This window comes from Escherichia coli (assembly GCF_036503815.1).
In the GTDB taxonomy this organism is placed as follows: domain Bacteria; phylum Pseudomonadota; class Gammaproteobacteria; order Enterobacterales; family Enterobacteriaceae; genus Escherichia; species Escherichia coli_F.
In genome coordinates this window covers 71,926-90,737 of record NZ_AP027765.1, presented here as the reverse complement: position 1 = coordinate 90,737, position 18,812 = coordinate 71,926, and the positions used below count along the sequence as shown (strand labels likewise).

21 protein-coding genes and 4 pseudogenes are annotated in these 18,812 nt (G+C 52.2%); 20 read left to right on the top strand and 5 right to left on the bottom strand.

Going from position 1 to position 18,812, the window contains the following annotated elements:
* Positions 1-19: 19 nt before the first annotated feature.
* From AABJ99_RS24340 to AABJ99_RS24320, 5 genes are all read left to right on the top strand, one after another.
* Entirely contained in the window at positions 20-1,147 is a 1,128-nt protein-coding gene (locus AABJ99_RS24340; RefSeq protein WP_112030387.1) for a DUF4238 domain-containing protein, read from the top strand.
* Positions 1,144-1,434, top strand: coding sequence for a korC (locus AABJ99_RS24335; RefSeq protein WP_112030388.1), 291 nt, complete (start codon positions 1,144-1,146; stop codon positions 1,432-1,434). The genes AABJ99_RS24340 and AABJ99_RS24335 overlap by 4 nt, the downstream gene beginning before the upstream one ends.
* Before the next feature lie 799 nt (positions 1,435-2,233).
* Entirely contained in the window at positions 2,234-2,584 is a 351-nt protein-coding gene (locus tag AABJ99_RS24330; RefSeq protein WP_000493380.1) for a hypothetical protein, read from the top strand.
* Between the two features lie 39 nt (positions 2,585-2,623).
* Entirely contained in the window at positions 2,624-3,334 is a 711-nt protein-coding gene (locus AABJ99_RS24325; RefSeq protein WP_112030389.1) for a hypothetical protein, read from the top strand.
* Positions 3,335-3,346: 12 nt separating this feature from the next.
* Positions 3,347-4,129 (top strand): site-specific integrase, encoded by a 783-nt coding sequence (locus tag AABJ99_RS24320; RefSeq protein WP_112030390.1) that lies wholly within the window; start codon positions 3,347-3,349, stop codon positions 4,127-4,129.
* Between the two features lie 136 nt (positions 4,130-4,265).
* On the opposite strand, the gene AABJ99_RS24315 is transcribed toward AABJ99_RS24320, so the two are convergent.
* Together AABJ99_RS24315 and AABJ99_RS24310 are read right to left on the bottom strand one after the other, a co-directional pair.
* Complete coding sequence (locus tag AABJ99_RS24315) at positions 4,266-4,541, bottom strand: hypothetical protein (RefSeq protein ID WP_000239529.1); 276 nt, start codon at positions 4,539-4,541, stop codon at positions 4,266-4,268.
* Complete coding sequence (locus AABJ99_RS24310) at positions 4,535-5,179, bottom strand: AAA family ATPase (protein WP_000633911.1); 645 nt, start codon at positions 5,177-5,179, stop codon at positions 4,535-4,537. The genes AABJ99_RS24315 and AABJ99_RS24310 overlap by 7 nt, the downstream gene beginning before the upstream one ends.
* Positions 5,180-5,407: 228 nt before the next feature.
* Here AABJ99_RS24310 and parM point away from each other — a divergent pair, with 228 nt between their 5' ends.
* Together parM and AABJ99_RS24300 are read left to right on the top strand one after the other, a co-directional pair.
* Complete coding sequence (gene parM, locus AABJ99_RS24305) at positions 5,408-6,379, top strand: plasmid segregation protein ParM domain-containing protein (protein ID WP_112030391.1); 972 nt, start codon at positions 5,408-5,410, stop codon at positions 6,377-6,379.
* A 4-nt stretch (positions 6,380-6,383) separates the two neighbouring features.
* The gene (locus tag AABJ99_RS24300) at positions 6,384-6,776 is read left to right on the top strand and encodes a plasmid partitioning/stability family protein (protein WP_000340830.1); all 393 of its coding nucleotides are present in this window, start codon (positions 6,384-6,386) and stop codon (positions 6,774-6,776) included.
* A 4-nt stretch (positions 6,777-6,780) separates the two neighbouring features.
* On the opposite strand, the gene umuC is transcribed toward AABJ99_RS24300, so the two are convergent.
* The 3 genes and pseudogenes from umuC to AABJ99_RS24285 all read right to left on the bottom strand — a co-directional run bounded on the left by umuC (position 6,781) and on the right by AABJ99_RS24285 (position 8,736).
* The gene (umuC, locus tag AABJ99_RS24295; RefSeq protein ID WP_112030392.1) at positions 6,781-8,052 is read right to left on the bottom strand and encodes a translesion error-prone DNA polymerase V subunit UmuC; all 1,272 of its coding nucleotides are present in this window, start codon (positions 8,050-8,052) and stop codon (positions 6,781-6,783) included.
* Positions 8,052-8,491: pseudogene (gene umuD, locus AABJ99_RS24290) on the bottom strand (translesion error-prone DNA polymerase V autoproteolytic subunit). Before umuD ends, umuC begins: the two are co-directional and overlap by 1 nt.
* On the bottom strand, positions 8,488-8,736 hold the full coding sequence (locus AABJ99_RS24285; RefSeq protein ID WP_000618110.1) for a DinI-like family protein: 249 nt from the start codon (positions 8,734-8,736) through the stop codon (positions 8,488-8,490). Before AABJ99_RS24285 ends, umuD begins: the two are co-directional and overlap by 4 nt.
* A gap of 415 nt (positions 8,737-9,151) precedes the next feature.
* Here AABJ99_RS24285 and AABJ99_RS24280 point away from each other — a divergent pair, with 415 nt between their 5' ends.
* From AABJ99_RS24280 to AABJ99_RS24215, 13 genes and pseudogenes are all read left to right on the top strand, one after another.
* Positions 9,152-10,054 (top strand): DUF1281 domain-containing protein, encoded by a 903-nt coding sequence (locus tag AABJ99_RS24280; protein WP_112030402.1) that lies wholly within the window; start codon positions 9,152-9,154, stop codon positions 10,052-10,054.
* 3 nt (positions 10,055-10,057) lie between these two features.
* Positions 10,058-10,362: pseudogene (locus tag AABJ99_RS24275) on the top strand (hypothetical protein).
* A gap of 76 nt (positions 10,363-10,438) precedes the next feature.
* Positions 10,439-11,111: pseudogene (locus AABJ99_RS24270) on the top strand (DNA methylase).
* Positions 11,112-11,333, top strand: a complete 222-nt coding sequence (locus AABJ99_RS24265; RefSeq protein ID WP_001104887.1) for a hypothetical protein — start codon at positions 11,112-11,114, stop codon at positions 11,331-11,333.
* Positions 11,293-11,779, top strand: a pseudogene (locus tag AABJ99_RS24260) (DUF1380 family protein). The gene AABJ99_RS24265 and the pseudogene AABJ99_RS24260 overlap by 41 nt, the downstream one beginning before the upstream one ends.
* A gap of 45 nt (positions 11,780-11,824) precedes the next feature.
* Positions 11,825-12,601, top strand: coding sequence for a hypothetical protein (locus tag AABJ99_RS24255; RefSeq protein ID WP_112030394.1), 777 nt, complete (start codon positions 11,825-11,827; stop codon positions 12,599-12,601).
* Positions 12,602-12,674: 73 nt separating this feature from the next.
* Complete coding sequence (locus AABJ99_RS24250) at positions 12,675-13,787, top strand: IS4-like element IS421 family transposase (RefSeq protein WP_001300563.1); 1,113 nt, start codon at positions 12,675-12,677, stop codon at positions 13,785-13,787.
* Positions 13,788-14,363: 576 nt separating this feature from the next.
* The gene (locus AABJ99_RS24245; RefSeq protein ID WP_001546490.1) at positions 14,364-14,789 is read left to right on the top strand and encodes an antirestriction protein; all 426 of its coding nucleotides are present in this window, start codon (positions 14,364-14,366) and stop codon (positions 14,787-14,789) included.
* A 46-nt stretch (positions 14,790-14,835) separates the two neighbouring features.
* The gene (locus AABJ99_RS24240) at positions 14,836-15,258 is read left to right on the top strand and encodes a DUF1380 family protein (protein ID WP_032197515.1); all 423 of its coding nucleotides are present in this window, start codon (positions 14,836-14,838) and stop codon (positions 15,256-15,258) included.
* Complete coding sequence (locus AABJ99_RS24235; protein ID WP_001027519.1) at positions 15,255-15,446, top strand: hypothetical protein; 192 nt, start codon at positions 15,255-15,257, stop codon at positions 15,444-15,446. The genes AABJ99_RS24240 and AABJ99_RS24235 overlap by 4 nt, the downstream gene beginning before the upstream one ends.
* 1,037 nt (positions 15,447-16,483) lie before the next feature.
* Positions 16,484-16,714: a hypothetical protein gene (locus AABJ99_RS24225; RefSeq protein ID WP_000218642.1), complete on the top strand. Its 231-nt coding sequence runs from the start codon at positions 16,484-16,486 to the stop codon at positions 16,712-16,714.
* A gap of 51 nt (positions 16,715-16,765) precedes the next feature.
* Positions 16,766-18,127: a DUF3560 domain-containing protein gene (locus AABJ99_RS24220; protein ID WP_089697241.1), complete on the top strand. Its 1,362-nt coding sequence runs from the start codon at positions 16,766-16,768 to the stop codon at positions 18,125-18,127.
* A 48-nt stretch (positions 18,128-18,175) separates the two neighbouring features.
* A complete protein-coding gene (locus AABJ99_RS24215; protein WP_033556218.1) occupies positions 18,176-18,739 on the top strand; it encodes a methyltransferase in 564 nt (187 codons plus the stop codon).
* Positions 18,740-18,812 lie beyond the last annotated feature (73 nt).

Below are 18,812 nucleotides of genomic sequence, written 5' to 3'. Positions count from 1 at the left end.
TTAATCAGAGAGAAATGTTATGGACTACACAAAAAATCAGCATGTGCTTTCACAGTGGGTGCTACGCAACTTTCGCAGCGATGACACAGCCCTGTCTGCAAAAGAAAAGCAGCGAGTATGGTGTCACACCGTGTATATGACGCCTGATAAAGAAAACGTTCTTCACACGCAACCTCTGCCAATATCCAGTGTGGCAGTATCGAAAAACTGCTTTCGTCTTATTGATGCTGAGACAGGGCAGCCTTTCGATATTGAAGACGAACTGGGTGTCTACGAACGCCTGACCGCCGGGATCGTGAACGATATCATTCATGAGCACAATTTCTCACGCCTTCGTCACACGCAGCCGGAAGATTTTCCGGTAGAGAAACTCGCCAGTTTTGCGGTGATGCAGTTAATGCTCAATCTGCACAACCCACAAAATAAAAATCCGTACAAGCATGAAATGCTTGAACAGTTCCATGCAGATATACAGGATCACTTATCAGAATACATCCATTCGATAAATCAGTTGCTTCACACAAATCCTGAGTTAATGGACGATCATTTCTATCTCAAAACTTTGCGCGTTGCTAATTCAGTTTCTTCCGAAGAAGATAAAAGCAGAGCGCTGTTTGTTTTGTTTGGACTTTTATCAATTCTGAATAAACCAACTCTATATGACAAAATCAATATATTAAGAAACAAGATTTTTGCTGGTATCCATACCATTGAGGTTATTCATACAGGCCATGATTTCGACAGCACTGAACCCAGACCGGCATTCGCAATAGCACCCAATATCTTTTGTCTTTATAAAGATGAAAACAGAATTTATCTTCCTTTATCCCATAACTTTACTCTCAGCTTTATTACTGGCGTTGCATCATATTTCAATCCGCGAATAGACGTTTTTTCTCCTCGTCCCGAGCAGCTAAAATGCTGCCAAGACCGGAGCCTAAACTTTTTCAAGGTCTCGTTTGATTACATTGACAATGTAATGACAACAATCGATATGTATAATGTTGGCTCTTCCAGTACTTTTTATTCAGCCTATGAGATAAGCAAGCTTAATGAGTATCTGGATAAGCAGGATTTGGATCATGGCTATTATTACACGCCGGAAAACCCGGTGCTGTGGCAATCTGCTCAGGAGGATGAATTATGAATGCGGATACCGAAAGGTATTTCAGCGATCTTATCGAGGCCAAAAAATTTAATGGCTATACGCTGGTCAGCGGAGAAGACTGGCAGAAGCCCACAGTCGATGAAATCCAGCTGGTCAGGGGACTTATCTTCCTGACTGACAGCCAGCTGGCCAACCGGCTGACTGTGGACAAACGCACCATCTGTAAGTGGAAATCCGGCGAGACCAGTATGGTGTACACCACCTGGTGCTGCCTGTGCTGGCTGGCCGGACTGGGTATGCCGCTCGATAACATTATCAGTCGCTGAAGACTCGCTTCCAGATGCGTCTGAACATGAATCGTCTCTGGTATCGGCAGCGGGAACGGATGATATGAGGGAGACGGTCATAGTTTTTCCAGAATAATGTCCAGCCCGGATACCCCTTAACTACCAATAAAATGAAACACCTAGTTTTTAAAATGCCGTAGGCAATAGCCATCAAAAATACAGTCATAGAATTTACCTTCTCTAAAACTGTATTTAGGAAATCCGATGCGGCCTTTAAGGCCGGTCGGTAAAAAAACTGAAAAAAAGTTTCCCTTCCCTCTTTGTTGCTGTATCAGGGGCAGTAATCCTTAAATTTTGCTTTCTGTGCAATAATCCATTCACCGCAACAATGTGCCGTTTTTTTGACTTTTCGGCAATAATCCTTCTTCTCCTCTCCTGAGATCCGATTTCTGGTTGTTCAGGATCTTCTTCAGCCCCGCCGGCGCGCAGCGGTCACCGCATTCCATATCTTGTGGTCATTGTCCCTTTCCATGCGAGATGACACCCCATATATTGTGTTACATCCTGTTCCGGACATACAGCCGCTGCACACCGGAAAACACCGCTTTGCTTATTCCGCGTGCATGATTCACTTCCGGAAAGTTGTAAATACGCAGTAAATCGGATCATCTGAAAACCACTGTTCGGTAATTTAATGGAGTGGTTATATGCATGATTATTATTTCAATATGTGAAATTCATTTTTGTGAAAGTCACTTTCTCAACAGAGTAGCACTCATCTGGCGATGATTGAGGTGTGGTAAAATTGCACGGCTAACTATTCAACTGAGGAAATGACATGTTTACTGCATTCAATGAGAGAAATGATTTCAGTTATGCTTTTGAAAAAATTCGCAATGCGATTTCCGCGCCAGGAGAAAATAATGTTTATGCTGCCACAGAATTAGGTCTTGGCATTCTGCTCCGTAAATACGAGCAGTTTCGCCGGGAGCTGGATGTGGCCGGTGAGCTGGGAAACTGGGAATACGATCTCGATACCTACAATCACTGTATTGCGGTGCTGCAACGTTACTTCACTGGCAATCCATCCGGACTGACAGAACGTGACGCCCGGATTTACAGTCAGTACCTGCAGACTGAGCACAAAGGGTTTGTGAAGCTGGCTGAAGAACTGGCGGCTGACCGCTGAATACATACAGTAGGCGGGATTTCTCGATAAGGAACAATCATGTCAGATGTCATGACGGATACAGAACAGGTTAAAGCAGTTGTGCAGGGCGTTTCGGCGTGGATGCCGGTGATTTCCACTCTGGCCGGTGGTGTTCTGGCTGGCGGGGTTGCCTTGCTGGTGAGCAGGATGAATCACCGTTACGCACGTGAGCGTGAAGCAATGGCGGCAGCTGAACGGCAACGTCATGAAATCATGCTCGCCGAAGACAAAAAAGAAAAGGAGCTGTATTTCATCTCTACTCAGTTGGTATTCCGTCTTGAGCGTTTTGCTCAGGAGTGCGCGGAAGTGGTTAATGATGACGGGTGGGAAGATGATAAGGGGTACACCCGGACAAGTGTTAGCGCGGAGGCATTTGCCACTGAAGATATTGACGGCGATTGGCGGGTGCTGCCAGGCAGACTTCTTTATCGTATCCGTGAATTGTCGGTACTTATTCCCGAAGCTAACCGGTATATCAGCGTTGTAAATGATAATGATAACCCTCCCGACTGGCAGATGACGTTTAAAGAACGACGTTACCAATATTCGCGTCTGGGGATGCGAGCCCTATTACTGGCCAGGCGGTTAAGGCAACTTAATGTCATGCCTTCCTCACACCTTGATAATGATAGTCCCTGGTCCGTACAAAACGTGTTATGGGCTGAGTGGCGTAAACAACGAAAGTCCAGGTCGAAAATGGCGCGTGAAGTTCCTGATTATGATTTATGACGAGGGTACTGGATGATACCTGCATTACCTGTTAACAAACCGCCAGCTACAACGACAGTGCTGCCCGTTGCCATCGATTATCCGGCAGCGCTGGCACTCCGCCAGATGTCGATGGTTCATGATGAACTGCCAAAATACCTACTGGCCCCTGAAGTGAGCGCCCTGCTCCATTACGTCCCGGATCTGCGCCGCAAGATGCTGCTGGCCACACTGTGGAACACCGGTGCGCGCATTAATGAAGCACTGGCGCTGACGCGGGGGGATTTTTCGCTTGCGCCTCCGTATCCGTTTGTGCAGCTGGCCACTCTGAAGCAGCGGACAGAAAAAGCCGCCAGGACGGCAGGAAGAATGCCCGCCGGTCAGCAGACTCACCGGCTGGTTCCGCTCTCCGACGCCTGGTACGTCAGCCAGCTGCAGACGATGGTGGCCACACTGAAAATCCCCATGGAACGGCGTAATAAACGAACAGGCAGGACAGAGAAAGCGCGGATCTGGGAAGTGACGGACAGAACGGTCAGGACCTGGATTGGGGAAGCGGTTGCCGCCGCTGCCGCTGATGGTGTGACGTTCTCTGTCCCGGTCACGCCACATACGTTCCGCCATTCCTATGCGATGCACATGCTGTATGCCGGTATACCACTGAAGGTCCTGCAGAGCCTGATGGGGCATAAGTCCATCAGCTCAACAGAGGTCTACACGAAGGTGTTTGCGCTGGATGTGGCTGCACGGCACCGGGTGCAGTTTTCGATGCCTGAGTCCGATGCGGTCACAATGCTGAAAAACAGACATGCATAATTCATAAATCATAATTATGAATTGTGACTTGTTCTATAAAAAAGAGACCACTGCAATATGTGATCTCTTGTATGCAAGGGTGCTTAAACAGTATGAATTCACAAGTGTGACTTCATAAGTAATAACTTCTTGATTATTACGTTAGTGTTTTTAAGTATTGCTCAAGGGCTACTCTGACGATGGCACTTACATTTTTTGGATCTTTACCATTGCGTTTATTCCTCAATGCCAGATCTTCTATTGTGACAAGCATGCTTTCACCAAGAGAGATTGTCGTCCGACATTGTTTTTCTGGTTCGGGTTTTTCCGGCGCGCCGTATGGTTTATCCGCAAGGCGCTGAGCCAGAGCCTCTGCTTGTTCTACCGTAACTGCAGCTCTGTTTAATGCTTGCTGGCTGGGTTTTTTCACCATGGGCCAAATACCTCATTCATTAAATGTTCAATTTCTGCTTTGGCTGCTGTATTGTTCGTTTCTACTACACCGGTGCCGTTGCTCATGCAATCGCGATAGACTTTTCTGAAACAAATAACTGAATCCAGAACTTGAATTGTTGGGAATTCTTCAAGATATTCAAGGAATTCTTTTCTCTCATTTCCCCTCAAAACCGGATTGGTTGTTGCCATACTTTGTAAACAATAAACCTTAAGTTCCGGGTTAAGGTTACGCATTGCGTCTATCTGTTGTTCTAGTTCTGTAAGAGTATCCAGATCTGGTTGAGAACACTGTAGTGGCGCAATTATTTGATGTGCGACAACTCCACTCGTTATGAATTCCTTTGAGTTTCTTCCTGCGACATCCACTATTACATCATCGAACTTTTCATTCAGAGCCTGTAGTGTTTGTGTCAGATTATCAAATTTCTCAACAAGAGTTATTGCTGGTAAAAGTCCTGCAGCTTCTCGTTCCGCATGATGTTTTGCGGCTGTTCGTTGTAGATCTCCGTTTAACAGGCAGACTTCCCTTCCTTTATTTGCGAGAGCAATAGCCAGGTTTGATGCAATGGTAGTTTTCCCTGAACCACCTTTGTTCCCACCAACTACAGTAATCATTGCAACCTCATAAATGTGATGTGTGAAGTATGATGATATTTTGACACGGTAACCTGAGGTGTCAATATGCGTTCATATTTATGAAGTGTGAAATATGAAGTGTGTCATATGATGTAATAAATAATACTTGTGTTTTGTGATTTCACAACTATGATAGTGCTCAAATTGAGTATTACCTTGCAACCAGAAACAGTGATTTACTCAGATTGAGTATTTAAGGGGCTATAGATGAACGTATATTGCGATGATGGTTCAACAACAATCAAGTTGGCATGGAATGACAATGGGAAAATCTGTAAGTCGTTGTCGCAAAACTCATTTCGTCATGGATGGAAGGTTGACGGGTTAGGGATTCGCCAGACATTTAACTATGAACTGGATGGTAAAAAATACACGTATGATGAAGTTAGCAACCAATCTATTCTTACGACTCATATTGAGTATCAATATACGGATGTTAACCTGTTAGCTGTGCATCACGCTTTACTGAATAGTGGATTAGTGCCTCAGCCTGTATCATTGACTGTGACTTTGCCTATCAGTGAGTTCTACACGAAAGAGTGTCAAAAAAATGAACTCAACATTCAGCGTAAAATTGAGAATTTAATGAGGCCGATTCGTCTTAATAAAGGCGATGTTTTCAACATTGAACACGTTGATGTGATGCCTGAATCATTGCCAGCTGTGTTTTCTCGTCTGGTCATGGATAAAGTTGGTCAGTTCGAAAAATCGCTGGTAGTTGATATTGGCGGCACTACGCTTGATGTTGGTGTTATCGTTGGTCAATTTGACTCTGTAAGTGCCATTCATGGTAATTCTGGCATTGGTGTGTCTTCAGTTACGAAAGCTGCAATGAGTGCATTGCGCATGGCATCCAGTGATACCAGTTTCCTCGTTGCAGATGAATTGATTAAACGTCGTCATGACCCGGACTTTGTTCGGCAGGTTATAAATGACGAAACAAAAACTGATCTGGTCCTTAATACCATTGAGGGGGCTATTGCCAGTCTGGGGGAGCAAGTAGTCAATGAGCTCGGTGATTTTCATCATGTGAATCGTGTTTATGTTGTCGGTGGTGGGGCCCCGTTGATCTATGATTCGATAAAAACGGCATGGCACCATCTTGGGCAAAAAGTAGTGATGATGGAGTCGCCACAGACAGCACTGGTTGAAGCTATCGCGGCTTTCAAAGAGGAGTAATATTGTGGACGATGAACGGAAAAGGAAAAAATTCACACTTTATCTGCATCCGGAAAAAGCTGCAGACTTTCAAACTTTGGAAGCGATAGAGTCCGTTCCGCGTTCTGAGCGTGGTGAGCTGTTCCGGAATGCATTTATTTCTGGAATGGCGTTACACCAACTTGATCCTCGCCTGCCTGTATTGCTGACTGCCATTTTGAGCGAGGAGTTTTCAGCAGATCAGGTTGTAACCTTACTCAGTCAGACGACTGGATGGAAGCCTTCTCAGGCCGATATCAGAGCTGTGTTGACTGAACTCGGTGCTTCGCAATCTGCTGAAAAAATGCCTCCTTCTGCTACTGATTCGGTGCAGGAGGCAATGAATGATGTGCGCCTTAAAATGCAAAAATTATTCTGATATATCAGAATGAAGCAATGGGGATCTCAGTCCATTGTGTTGTATACGAAGGCGAGAGCATTTCCCGTTTCATTTGCCATTCAGGGGCGGTTCCTCGCCCCGCAAACCACACTTTCCCTTTTCCCGACTGGTTCAGTTCATCGAGTGTTTTCATTAACTTTTCACTGTTTTTACGGGGCTGGATTTCATCAAATAATCCCGGCTGCGCTATACCCGATGGTGTGAAATCAGCCAGCATGACTCCAGCCTTCATATAGCGGTACCCTTCACGGCAGACATGGTTTAAGGCTCTGCATGCGGCGGCAATAATGTCCCGGCTGTCCTGTGTGGGCAATGAAAGCTTTTCCACAGCGGCATTGCTGTAACAGGGTTCTTTTACTGCAAAGGGGGATGTCCGTACAAATGTCGTCACCTGCCGACAATACTGACGCTCCCCACGTAGTTTCTCTGCGGCCCGCTCTGCATACTGAACAACAGCCTGGTGCATGGCATCTTTGTCTGTGATTCGTTCACCAAAACTGCGACTACAGACAATCTGCTGTTTTGCCGGTGATGCTTCTTCCAGGGATATGCAGGACTCGCCGTTGAGTTCGCGTACCGTACGCTCAAGAATGACGCTGAAGTTTTTCCGGATGAATGCCGTGTTAGCCTGCGCCAGTTGCAGTGCTGTGTTAATACCCAGCGCATTCAGCTTTTCCGTCAGTCTGCGTCCTGTTCCCCAGACCTCACCAACTGGCTGCAGCCCCAGTAGCTTCAAGATCCGATTACGGTTTTCTGCCGTCAGCGCGACCACACCGGAAAACTGTGGCCATTGCTTTGTTGCCCACTGTGCACTTTTAGCCAGCGTTTTTGTAGGCGCAATGCCCACCCCCATGGTGAGTCCTGTCCAGCTCTTTACCTGTTCCCTGAGCTGATGACCAAAAAACTCCGGAGAGATGCAATGATTTATCCCCCGCAAATCAATGAACATTTCATCAATTGAGTAGGGCTCAACTGCGGGAGAAAGCGACTCCAGAACAGCCATAACCCGTTGGCTCATGCTGTGGTACAGCGCATAATTGCTGGAAAATACATGTATTTTCTTCTCCAGGCGCATTTGTCTCACCTGAAACCAGGGCTGCCCCATTCTGATGCCAAGGGCTTTTGCCTCCGGGCTGCGCGCGATCACACAGCCATCGTTATTGCTGAGTACGATGACCGGTTCGTTGCGAAGGTCCGGGCGGAAAACTTTTTCACATGAGGCGTAGAAACTGTTGATATCAGCCAGTGCAAACATCAGCGTAACTCCCGCGTCCTGTGTATTACGTGAGTGACAACACCAAAAATACAGATGTTTTCCGGATACAGTGTGCGGAACTCCGGGCTGTCTGAAACCGGCTCCAGTGCCGGGCGTGGGCGCAACAGCAGTCGTTTGACGGTGAACTCACCGTCGATCTCAGCGATAACGATGTCCCCGTGTTGTGGTTTTTCGGCCCTGTCCACTACCTGCAGCCACCTTCTTTCTGCACGCCAGCCTGGTTCATCGATTCACCGCTGGCGCGCAGAAAGAAGGTGGCTGCAGGTCTGCTGATGCAATAGCTGTTCAGATCCAGTTCCTGCTCAGCATAATCAGTGGCAGGCGAAGGAAAACCGGCCTGGCAACGATCGGCAAACAACGGTCGCACGTAACTGTCATCGCCTGAAGGGTCAGCCGGACGGTGATAAACGGTACTCATGCTGCAGGCAGCCAGCTGTCGTCCTGCCAGATTTCTTCCAGCAGAGACAGGATACGTTCTTTATCCTTGTCGTTGCGGGCTCCAGTGACAGATACAGACGGGGCGCTGCCCTGGTCTATACGCAGCCAGATTTCCGGGTAGTGTGGTTTCAGACGTTGTTCGATTTCATTCTGTAGCGCCTGAAGTGTGCCTGATTTGAGGTTTTTTGTGCTCTGGCGGTCGAAAAGAATTTCAATGCGGATCATGTTCTCATCTCCCTTTTTTTGCTGTATGCATATACAGTGTTCTAATAACTGAATCCGCACACAGTCAAATGTCATTATTGTGACTAAAAAATGCTCAATTCTCTGAGCGTGTGGCTGTATGCCTGCTGTGGACTGCTGTGTCCAGCTTATCCACAGCATTTTGCGCACGGTTCTGTGGACAAAATACCTGGTTACCCAGGCCGTGCCGGCACGTTAACCGGGCTGCATCCGATGCAAGTGTGTCGCTGTCGCCGGCCTCCTCACCCGGTCACGTTTCGTCGTTCCTCCTCCACGCGCTGCGGCTTCGGGGCCGCACCTGCATTCGTATGCGGTCGCCCGGTTACAGGTGCGGCACGGCCTGATGGAGGCCGCATGTGAGAGGAGAATTCCCATGCCAAACTGGTGCTCAAATCGTATGCATTTTTCTGGTGAACCGGCACAGATTGCTGAGATTAAACGACTGGCCAGCGGTGCAGTCACACCGTTTTATCGCCGCGCCACAAATGAAGGTATTCAGCTGTTTCTGGCCGGAAGTGCCGGACTTCTGCAGACCAATGAAGATGTGCAGTTTGAAGCGTGCCCCGGACTGACGGCTGCCGGACGTGGTGTTGTATCGCCGGAGAATATCGCGTTCACCCGCTGGCTGACACACCTGCAGAACGGTGTGCTACTGGATGAACAAAACTGCCTGATGCTGCATGAACTCTGGCTGCAGAGTGGTACTGGCCAGCGTCGCTGGGAAGGATTACCGGATGAGGTCAGGGAAACCATCACCGTGCATTTCACCGCCAAAAGAGGTGACTGGTGTGGCTTCTGGAGTAACGAGGATGTATCGGTGTGGTGGAACCGTCTGTGTGACAATGTACTGCCGGAAAAAACCATGCCGTTTGACCTGCTGACGGTTCTGCCCACCCGTCTGGATGTTGAAGTGAATGGCTTTAACGGTGGTGTTCTGAACGGTGTTCCTTCTGCGTATCACTGGTATACGGAACAGTATGGCGTGAAGTGGCCTGTGGGGTATGAGGTGAATATCAGCCGTCAGGGAGAAAACTTCATTCAGGTGGATTTCGACACGCCGTGGTGTCAGCCGGAAAGCAACGTTGTTGCAGAATTAAGCCGCCGTTTCAGTTGCACGCTGGAGCACTGGTACGCCGAGCAGGGCTGCAATTTCTGTGGCTGGCAGCGATATGAGCGTGGAGAGCTTGTTGATGTGCTGTGGGGGGAACTGGAATGGTCTTCCCCGACAGATGATGATGAGCTGCCGGAAGTCACCGCGCCGGAGTGGATAGTCGACAAGGTGGCGCATTACGGTGGATGAAGTATGACGGAGACGGGCGGGCAACCGCCCGTTTCTTTTCCGGTAAAGGATGTCGCCGTACTCCTCTTTTTACTGCGCCGGCTGACGCGGCGCGGCATAAACGCTGCCTGTGGTCAGTGTCCCGCGTCCGGCCGGGCACGGGACGGGCGCTTTACCGCTCCGGGCTGGCGTCGGTGACAGTGTACGCCAGCCCGTCGCCCTGTTCTGATGAACGCCCTTCAAGCCGCTTTCGCGGCATAACCTTGCCGTCAGAAAGACGACGGCTGCGGTATTCCACGGTCGGCCTGACCCGTTACCGGACGCGGTGAACAGCCCACAGGCAGCGGGGAACGGGCACCACAGGGGGGCCCTCCCGGTGCCCTCTGTAAGAGAAGGAGCGTTGTTATGTCCCGTTTTGTCCTTGGTAACTGCATCGATGTTATGACGCGTATCCCTGATAACGCCATTGATTTCATATTAACTGACCCGCCATATCTCGTCGGTTTTCGTGACCGTTCCGGGCGCACCATCGCCGGAGATAAAACCGATGAATGGCTGCAACCGGCCTGTAATGAGATGTACCGCGTGCTGAAAAAAGACGCGTTAATGGTGAGCTTCTATGGCTGGAACCGCGTCGATCGCTTTATGGCCGCCTGGAAAAATGCGGGATTCAGCGTTGTTGGTCACCTGGTCTTCACCAAAAACTACACATCGAAGGCCGCATATGTGGGAATGTGCCTACATCCTGGCAAAAGGCCGTCCACGTCTGCCACAAAACCCGCTGCCGGACGTGCTGGGCTGGAAATATTCAGGCAACCGTCATCACCCGACGGAAAAGCCCGTTACCAGCCTGCAACCGCTGATTGAGAGCTTCACACACCCGAACGCGATTGTGCTGGACCCGTTTGCAGGCAGCGGCTCAACCTGCGTCGCCGCCCTCCAGTCCGGACGCCGGTATATCGGTATCGAGCTGCTTGAGCAGTATCACCGTGCCGGACAGCAACGTCTGGCTGCCGTACAGCGGGCCATGCAGCAGGGGGCCGCAAATGATGACTGGTTTATGCCGGAGGCTGCGTAAATGAACTATGCCGGACATGAAAAACTTCGCGCCGAAGTGGCGGAGGTGGCCAATGCCATGTGCGACCTGCGTACAACCATGAATGAGATGGAGCGGCGGTACAGCTTTAATGCTGACACCCTGCCGGAACGTCTGGTGCGTCAGACGTTGTTTCGCGCAAACCGCCTCCTGATGGAGGCATATACCGAAATTCTGGAACTGGATTCCTGCTTCAAAGATTGAGGGGAGAGAGTATGTACGGAACATGCGAAATACTCTGCCGGGAGCTGGCAGCAAAGTATCCGGGAGACACGCCGCTGATGCTGGTTGTCTGGTCCCCTGAAGAGATTCAGGCCCTCGCTGACGGAATGGATATTTCCCTGCACGATCATGAAATCAGGACCGTCCTGGCGCGCCTGGAGGACATCCCGGAAGACCAGCGGATTGAGTCCGGTATTTCTTCCGGCGTGGCGATGGAGATCATCAATAACGTGAGAGAAAACCGCCAGGTGACCGTCCCTGCTGAACTGCTGGCGTCCCTGATTCAGACCGCTGAACAGGCACTGTGGAAACGTGAGTGGGCCGCCCGTGATAACGGCCTCGCCGTCCCGGAATGCGTCACCCGCCGACAGGCGATGGTTGATCAGGCCCGCAGCCTGCTGAAAAACAACACACACGAAAACGACTGATGTTATCGCCGCCTGCGGGCGGCGATTCAGGGAGAACGATTAATCATGAACGAAAACACAACGCTGAACGCACTGATTTGTCTTCACGCCCGTAACCTGCTGCTGGCGCAGGGCTGGCCGGAAGAGACGGATGTTGACCAGCGTAACCCGAAGTATCCGGGCTGGATCAGCATTTATGTTCTGCTGGATGCGCCCCGGCTGGCGACCTTACTTATCAACCGTCACGGCGGCGTGCTGCCGCCGCACCTGGCCTCCGCCATTCAGAAACTGACCGGAACCGGGGCGGAACTGGTACTGTCCGGCAGTCAGTGGCAGTCGCTGCCGGTACTTCCGGCAGACGGAACGCAGGTGTCTTTCCCGTATGCCGGTGAGTGGCTGGCAGAGGACGAAATCAGGGCAGTTCTTGATGCGGTACGCGATACAGTACGCTGTGTCAGTTACCAGGTGGCAGAAGATACGCGGCGTATCCGGGCGGCGCTGACCACAACCGGTCAGACGTTACTGACCCGCCAGACGCGCCGCTTTCGCCTGGTCGTGAAGGAAAGCGATCACCCCTGCTGGCTCGATGAGGACGACGAAAACCTGCCCGTGGTGCTCGATGCCATCCTGAACCGGGGCGCACGTTTTTCGGCGGTGGAAATGTATCTGGTCAGCGATTGTATTGAGCATATCCTGTCCAGTGGGCTGGCCTGCGATGTGCTGCGTATACCGGATGAACCGCCCCGCCGGTGGTTTGACCGTTGTGTTCTGCGGGAAGTTGTCCGGGAAGCCCGGGCCGAAATCCGTAGCGTGGCGGATGCCCTGGCAAAAATCAGGGGCTGATGATGGCGGGGAAAATCCCATAAGCGCTAACTTAAGGGTTGTGGTATTACGCCTGATATGATTTAACGTGCCGATGAATTACTCTCACGATAACTGGTCAGCAATTCTGGCCCATATTGGTAAGCCCGAAGAACTGGATACTTCGGCACGTAATGCCGGGGCTCTAACCCGCCGCCGCGAAATTCGTGATGCTGCAACTCTGCTACGTCTGGGGCTGGCTTACGGCCCCGGGGGGATGTCATTACGTGAAGTCACTGCATGGGCTCAGCTCCATGACGTTGCAACATTATCTGACGTGGCTCTCCTGAAGCGGCTGCGGAATGCCGCCGACTGGTTTGGCATACTTGCCGCACAAACACTTGCTGTACGCGCCGCAGTTACGGGTTGTACAAGCGGAAAGAGATTGCGTCTTGTCGATGGAACAGCAATCAGTGCGCCCGGGGGCGGCAGCGCTGAATGGCGACTACATATGGGATATGATCCTCATACCTGTCAGTTCACTGATTTTGAGCTAACCGACAGCAGAGACGCTGAACGGCTGGACCGATTTGCGCAAACGGCAGACGAGATACGCATTGCTGACCGGGGATTCGGTTCGCGTCCCGAATGTATCCGCTCACTTGCTTTTGGAGAAGCTGATTATATCGTCCGGGTTCACTGGCGAGGATTGCGCTGGTTAACTGCAGAAGGAATGCGCTTTGACATGATGGGTTTTCTGCGCGGGCTGGATTGCGGTAAGAACGGTGAAACCACTGTAATGATAGGCAATTCAGGTAATAAAAAAGCCGGAGCTCCCTTTCCGGCACGTCTCATTGCCGTATCACTTCCTCCCGAAAAAGCATTAATCAGTAAAACCCGACTGCTCAGCGAGAATCGTCGAAAAGGACGAGTAGTTCAGGCGGAAACGCTGGAAGCAGCGGGCCATGTGCTATTGCTAACATCATTACCGGAAGATGAATATTCAGCAGAGCAAGTGGCTGATTGTTACCGTCTGCGATGGCAAATTGAACTGGCTTTTAAGCGGCTCAAAAGTTTGCTGCACCTGGATGCTTTGCGTGCAAAGGAACCTGAACTCGCGAAAGCGTGGATATTTGCTAATCTACTCGCCGCATTTTTAATTGACGACATAATCCAGCCATCGCTGGATTTCCCCCCCAGAAGTGCCGGATCCGAAAAGAAGAACTAACTCGTTGTGGAGAATAACAAAAATGGTCATCTGGAGCTTACAGGTGGCCATTCGTGGGACAGTATCCCTGACAGCCTACAAAACGCAATTGAAGAACGCGAGGCATCGTCTTAACGAGGCACCGAGGCGTCGCATTCTTCAGATGGTTCAACCCTTAAGTTAGCGCTTATGGGGAAAATCCCCGCCTTTTTCCTGCCGGTCCCGGACAGAGCACAAAGGAAGTCGCCGCCGGCTCCGCTTTACCCGGCCATGCGGGGCATGGCCTTGTGGGTTTTCAGTTGTGTGGCCGCCGTGTCGTGTGCGGGCTGTGCCGTGCCTCCATCTTAGCCGGGCTGGCAGGGATGCAAGGGTACGCTTCGCCGCTGCGGTCACCCGGTCCCTCCTTCCCGTCTGCCGTGATTTTCCGGTCGTTCACCCGCTCAGATTTCGCGGTCTCACCCTCCAACTCCCGCCAGCCGTGTGCGTCAGGCTGCGGCTTTCCTTGCGCCCTGTGCATCCCCGCCTTATCGCCCGGCTTTTATGGAGGCACGGCACCGCCCGGTGTCGCGGAATATGTGAACAACGGAGGAAAACATCATGCAATATGCGAAACCTGTCACTCTGAATGTTGAAGAGTGCGACCGTCTCTCCTTTCTGCCTTACCTGTTTGGCCTGGATTTTCTGTATGCCGAGGCATCTGTGTACGCGCTGGCGAAAAAAATGATGCCGGAATATGAAGGCGGATTCTGGCACTTCATCCGCCTGCCGGACGGTGGCGGTTACATGATGCCGGATGGCGACCGTTTTCATCTGGTCAACGGTGAAAACTGGTTTGACCGTACGGTCAGCGCCGATGCCGCAGGCATCATTTTGACTTCCCTTGTGATTAACCGCCAGTTGTGGCTGTACCACGACAGCGGTGATGCAGGACTGACTCACCTGTACAGGATGCGCGATGCGCAGTTGTGGAGCCACATCGAATTTCACCCCGAATGTAACGCGATTTACGCGGCGCTGGACTGATTAACGGACGGGGCGGCAATGCCGCCCCTGTAAAGGAGACGAGAACATGTACTGTACTGTTAAAGAAATTATCCGCGATGTACTGGATACAGATGTGCCGGACAGTGAATGCGTTTTTGTTGTGGTGCTGACCCGTGGGGATGTGCGCCACATAGCCCAGGACTGGAGTCTGACAGACGATGAGCTGGAAACCGTCATGCAGCGGCTGGACGATGCCTTTGAGCATGGTGCGGATGTCAGCGTTGTTCACGACGTTGTTCGTGAACTGATGGAAGAAAAGCGCGCCAGCCGTCATGTGACAGTCCCGGCGGTGATGCTGGAAAAAGTGATGGCGCTGGCAGGCAGTGAAATGAAGCGCCTGTATGCCGTCGGGAGTGAGAACGGGGGCGACGGTGACGCATTCGTCAGGGAGGAACGCGAAGCAATGGACGTTGTGTTACAGGCGCTGGACGGGGAGAAGATGTCATGAATATCAGCACAGAAACCCGCGAAATTCTGCGTAATTACAGGGCCGTGATTAATGCGCGGCGTCGTGAGATGGGGCAGAAACCGCTCACTACCGCGCAGATTGTTGATGAAATCTGCGATTTTGTGGTGAATCAGCAGGCGGTTTTCCTGGGCGGTCACTATATCCTTCAGGGCAGCAGAAACAGGTAATACAGGGCAGGCGGTGGAGGCCGCCTGTCAGCCCGCGCGAAAACCCCTGGCAGGCTGGCGCCTGCCGGAAGGGAAGCGGGCCACGCTGGCGCGTCGCCCGTTACCCTTCCCGTCTGTGATGTGTCTGACTCAGGAGTGTTTCTTTCTTATGTTATGGAACTGTTCCTGATGTTGTTGTTCCTTTATCTGCTGCTCTGATTCTGACTACTGCAGTGTTGTTCTGTCTGCCGGGCGCACCTTCGGCTCCCGGCTGCCTGGCGGCATCCGGTCGTCAGGCCCGACTCCGACAGGCAGCTGCTGGCGCACCTGCCAGTCTCCGCCGAACCCGCTGGCGCGGTTTCGGGCTGTCGCTACGGTCCGATGCGTGAAAACCCCGGGCTTGCAGCGACCGTTCCGGTCGCGCCGCCTCTGTCGCGCCGTGGCCTGCGCTCCTGGCATCCCGGCAAAAGGCCGCCGGGATGTAAGGGGCAACGCCGTTTCGCGCACGCGCTCTCCGTCGTTGCGGCGGGTCCCTGCTCATTGCCTGCCGGGTGCCACACACCCGTATGAGTCCCTGTCGCCGGGGGCTGATACAGCCACAACCTGCCGCACTGACTGTCCAGGGTAAATGAACAGCCCACAAAATTTTTTACCCAAAACCCGGTAAAAAATTTTGCGTTCTGCCCAGGACAGGTGCGTCAGGCCGTGGCAGTGATGCCCCTTGCGGCGAAGGTTCTCAAACGGGTGAAGTTCATACCACAGGGAATACAGCAGCAGGCTCCCGCGAAACGTCAAAACCGCGGCTCCCGAAACTCAACGGGTGATGTTCTTTAAAAATCAGGATTTATTTCAGGCTCCGGCAATACGCATTTATTTGTTCTGTCAGTCATCCGGCTGGCAGGTAATGAGAACGCAGGAACAGAAGGAGGAAAACACCGGAGAACGTCAGACGCAGATATGAAAAAAGCAGGTCAGGGACCTGCTTAATCCACGCCGTAAGAATTGCGCAACCAATTTTGACGGCATTGTTAACCAATTTGTCATAAGGAGTTTCATTTATGACAGTAAGTATTGTTTCACCTTCCGCAGCGGCTGTAAAGCCCCGCCGTCATCCCCGTTTCAGACGCGAAGACATCCCCGCGCCGGAAATTGACCCCGTGCTGAAAGCCTTCGGGCGACACATTGCCCGGAGTTTTCACCGGGGGCGTGGTGTACACATCCCCGCCATGAAAAACACGGCCTTCGGGCAGGTGCTCCGCACACTCGAGCTGAAACGCGCTTTTAACTGATGAGGTGAGCCGCCCCGCGAGGGGCGGCAACAGACGGAAGGAGAACATTTTATGACATTAGCAGCCATCACCATGACCGCCCCGGAAGCCGCCAGCCCTGTGCAGATGTACCGCGCGACCTACTCACCGGATGACAACAAACTGCGCCTGTATGCCGCGTCACGCCTCGACCCGGAGACGTATAAAAAAGTGCATGATGCCGGTTTTCGCTGGGCACCCAAACAGGCGCTGTTTGTCGCGCCAGCCTGGACACCGGGCCGGGAAGACGTGCTCCTCTCACTTGCCGGAGAGATTGAGGATGAAGACAGCACGCTCGCTGAACGTCAGGAAGCACGGGCGGAGCGGTTTACCGGATACAGCGGAAAGCGGGCCAGTGAATCCGCACAGGCACTTGATGAAGTGGAAAGACTGGCCGCGATGATCCCGCCCGGTCAGCCCATTCTTGTGGGGCATCACAGCGAACGCCGCGCCCGTCGTGATGCGCAGCGTATTGAAAACGGCATGAAACGAGCCGTGATGCTCTTTGAACGTGCGGAATACTGGGAAGAGCGGGCGCGGTCGGCACTGCTTCACGCGAAGTATAAAGAACGTCCGGACGTTCGCTGGCGTCGCATCAAAAAAATCGAAGCTGATTTGCGCAAGGCTGAAAAGACCATCGCACAGTCGCAGAAATATCTGACGATGTGGCGGGCTGAATCGCTGGATCTGAATATGGCAAAACTCATCAGCAGTTATGACCGAATCAGTGCCTGTTTCCCGCTGGATACGTATCCGCGCCCGGCAGAAAAAAGCCAGTATGAAGGGAGTAGATCGTTATGGTCGGCCCTGGATGATGACATCATCACCACGGAGCAGGCCCGCGAAATTGCGATCCGCTGTCATGAACGGCAGATTCAGCGTCAACAACGCTGGGTTAACCACTATCAGAACCGCCTGATCTATGAGCGTGCCATGCTGGACGAAAGCGGCGGCGTGGTTACCCGGACACAGGATTTTGAGCCGGGCGGACAGGTTTTCAGCCGGGGCGAGTGGCTGACCATCATCCGCGTGAACAAAAGCAACGGGGCGGTGAGTTCAGTCACAACGCCGAATTACAGTTTTCTCGGGTACAGCGGCACGATGAAAGTGACGCCCGATCGCATCACGGACTACAAAGCACCATCGGCAGAAGAAGCTGCCGTCGCCAGCCAGGCCGCGAAGCGTCCGCCGGTAGTCAACTATCCGGGGGAAGGTTTCCGGGAAATGACAAAGGCGCAGTGGGCCGCCCTGCCCCGGGACTGTAAGGCCGTGCGCAGTGTGGCAGAGACAGAAGACCACGGGGCATACCGCTACCGCCGCACAATGGACAATAATTTCCGCCTGGTGAATGTGTATATCACCGACATGAAAATTACGGAAATCCCACAGAAATAAGGTATATCCCCCCCGGGAAAATCCCCGGGGGATGACGGAGATAATGACATGCACAGTCAGTTAAAAGAACGTATCCGGCTGATGCGCGCAAGGCTGGATAACGCCGCGCCGGTTGCTGAAATCCGGGCTGAATCTCAGCTTTTTGTGACTCCTGCCCCGGTCTGTGATCGCCTGGTGACGCTGGCGGAGATCAGCAACCGTGATCACATTCTGGAACCCTCTGCCGGCACCGGGGCCATACTGCGGGCGATTCGGGATACCGCGCCGGGGGCCATGTGTGATGCGGTGGAAATCAACAGCGGGCTGGTCCGGTATCTGCGGGAAAATTTTAACGGTGTCAGGGTACAGTGCGGTGACTTCATGGAATGGCAGCCGGTGCAGTATTACAGTCGGATTATCATGAATCCGCCGTTCAGCCACGGGCAGGATATCCGGCATATCCTGCGGGCCTTTTCCCTGTTGCGTCCGGGTGGCGTGCTGGTCGCCGTCTGTCTCAACGGACCACGCCAGCAGGAGAAGCTGTTACCGTTTTCTGACGTCCGCGAGGAGCTGCCGCGCGGCACGTTTGCTTATACCGATGTCCCGACGATGATTATTCGTCTGCGTGCCTGAAGACGCCGGGCAGGCGGGAGGATAAATGCCCGTCTGCCCGCGCCGGGAAAAGACCGCGCGCCGGTGGCGCTGA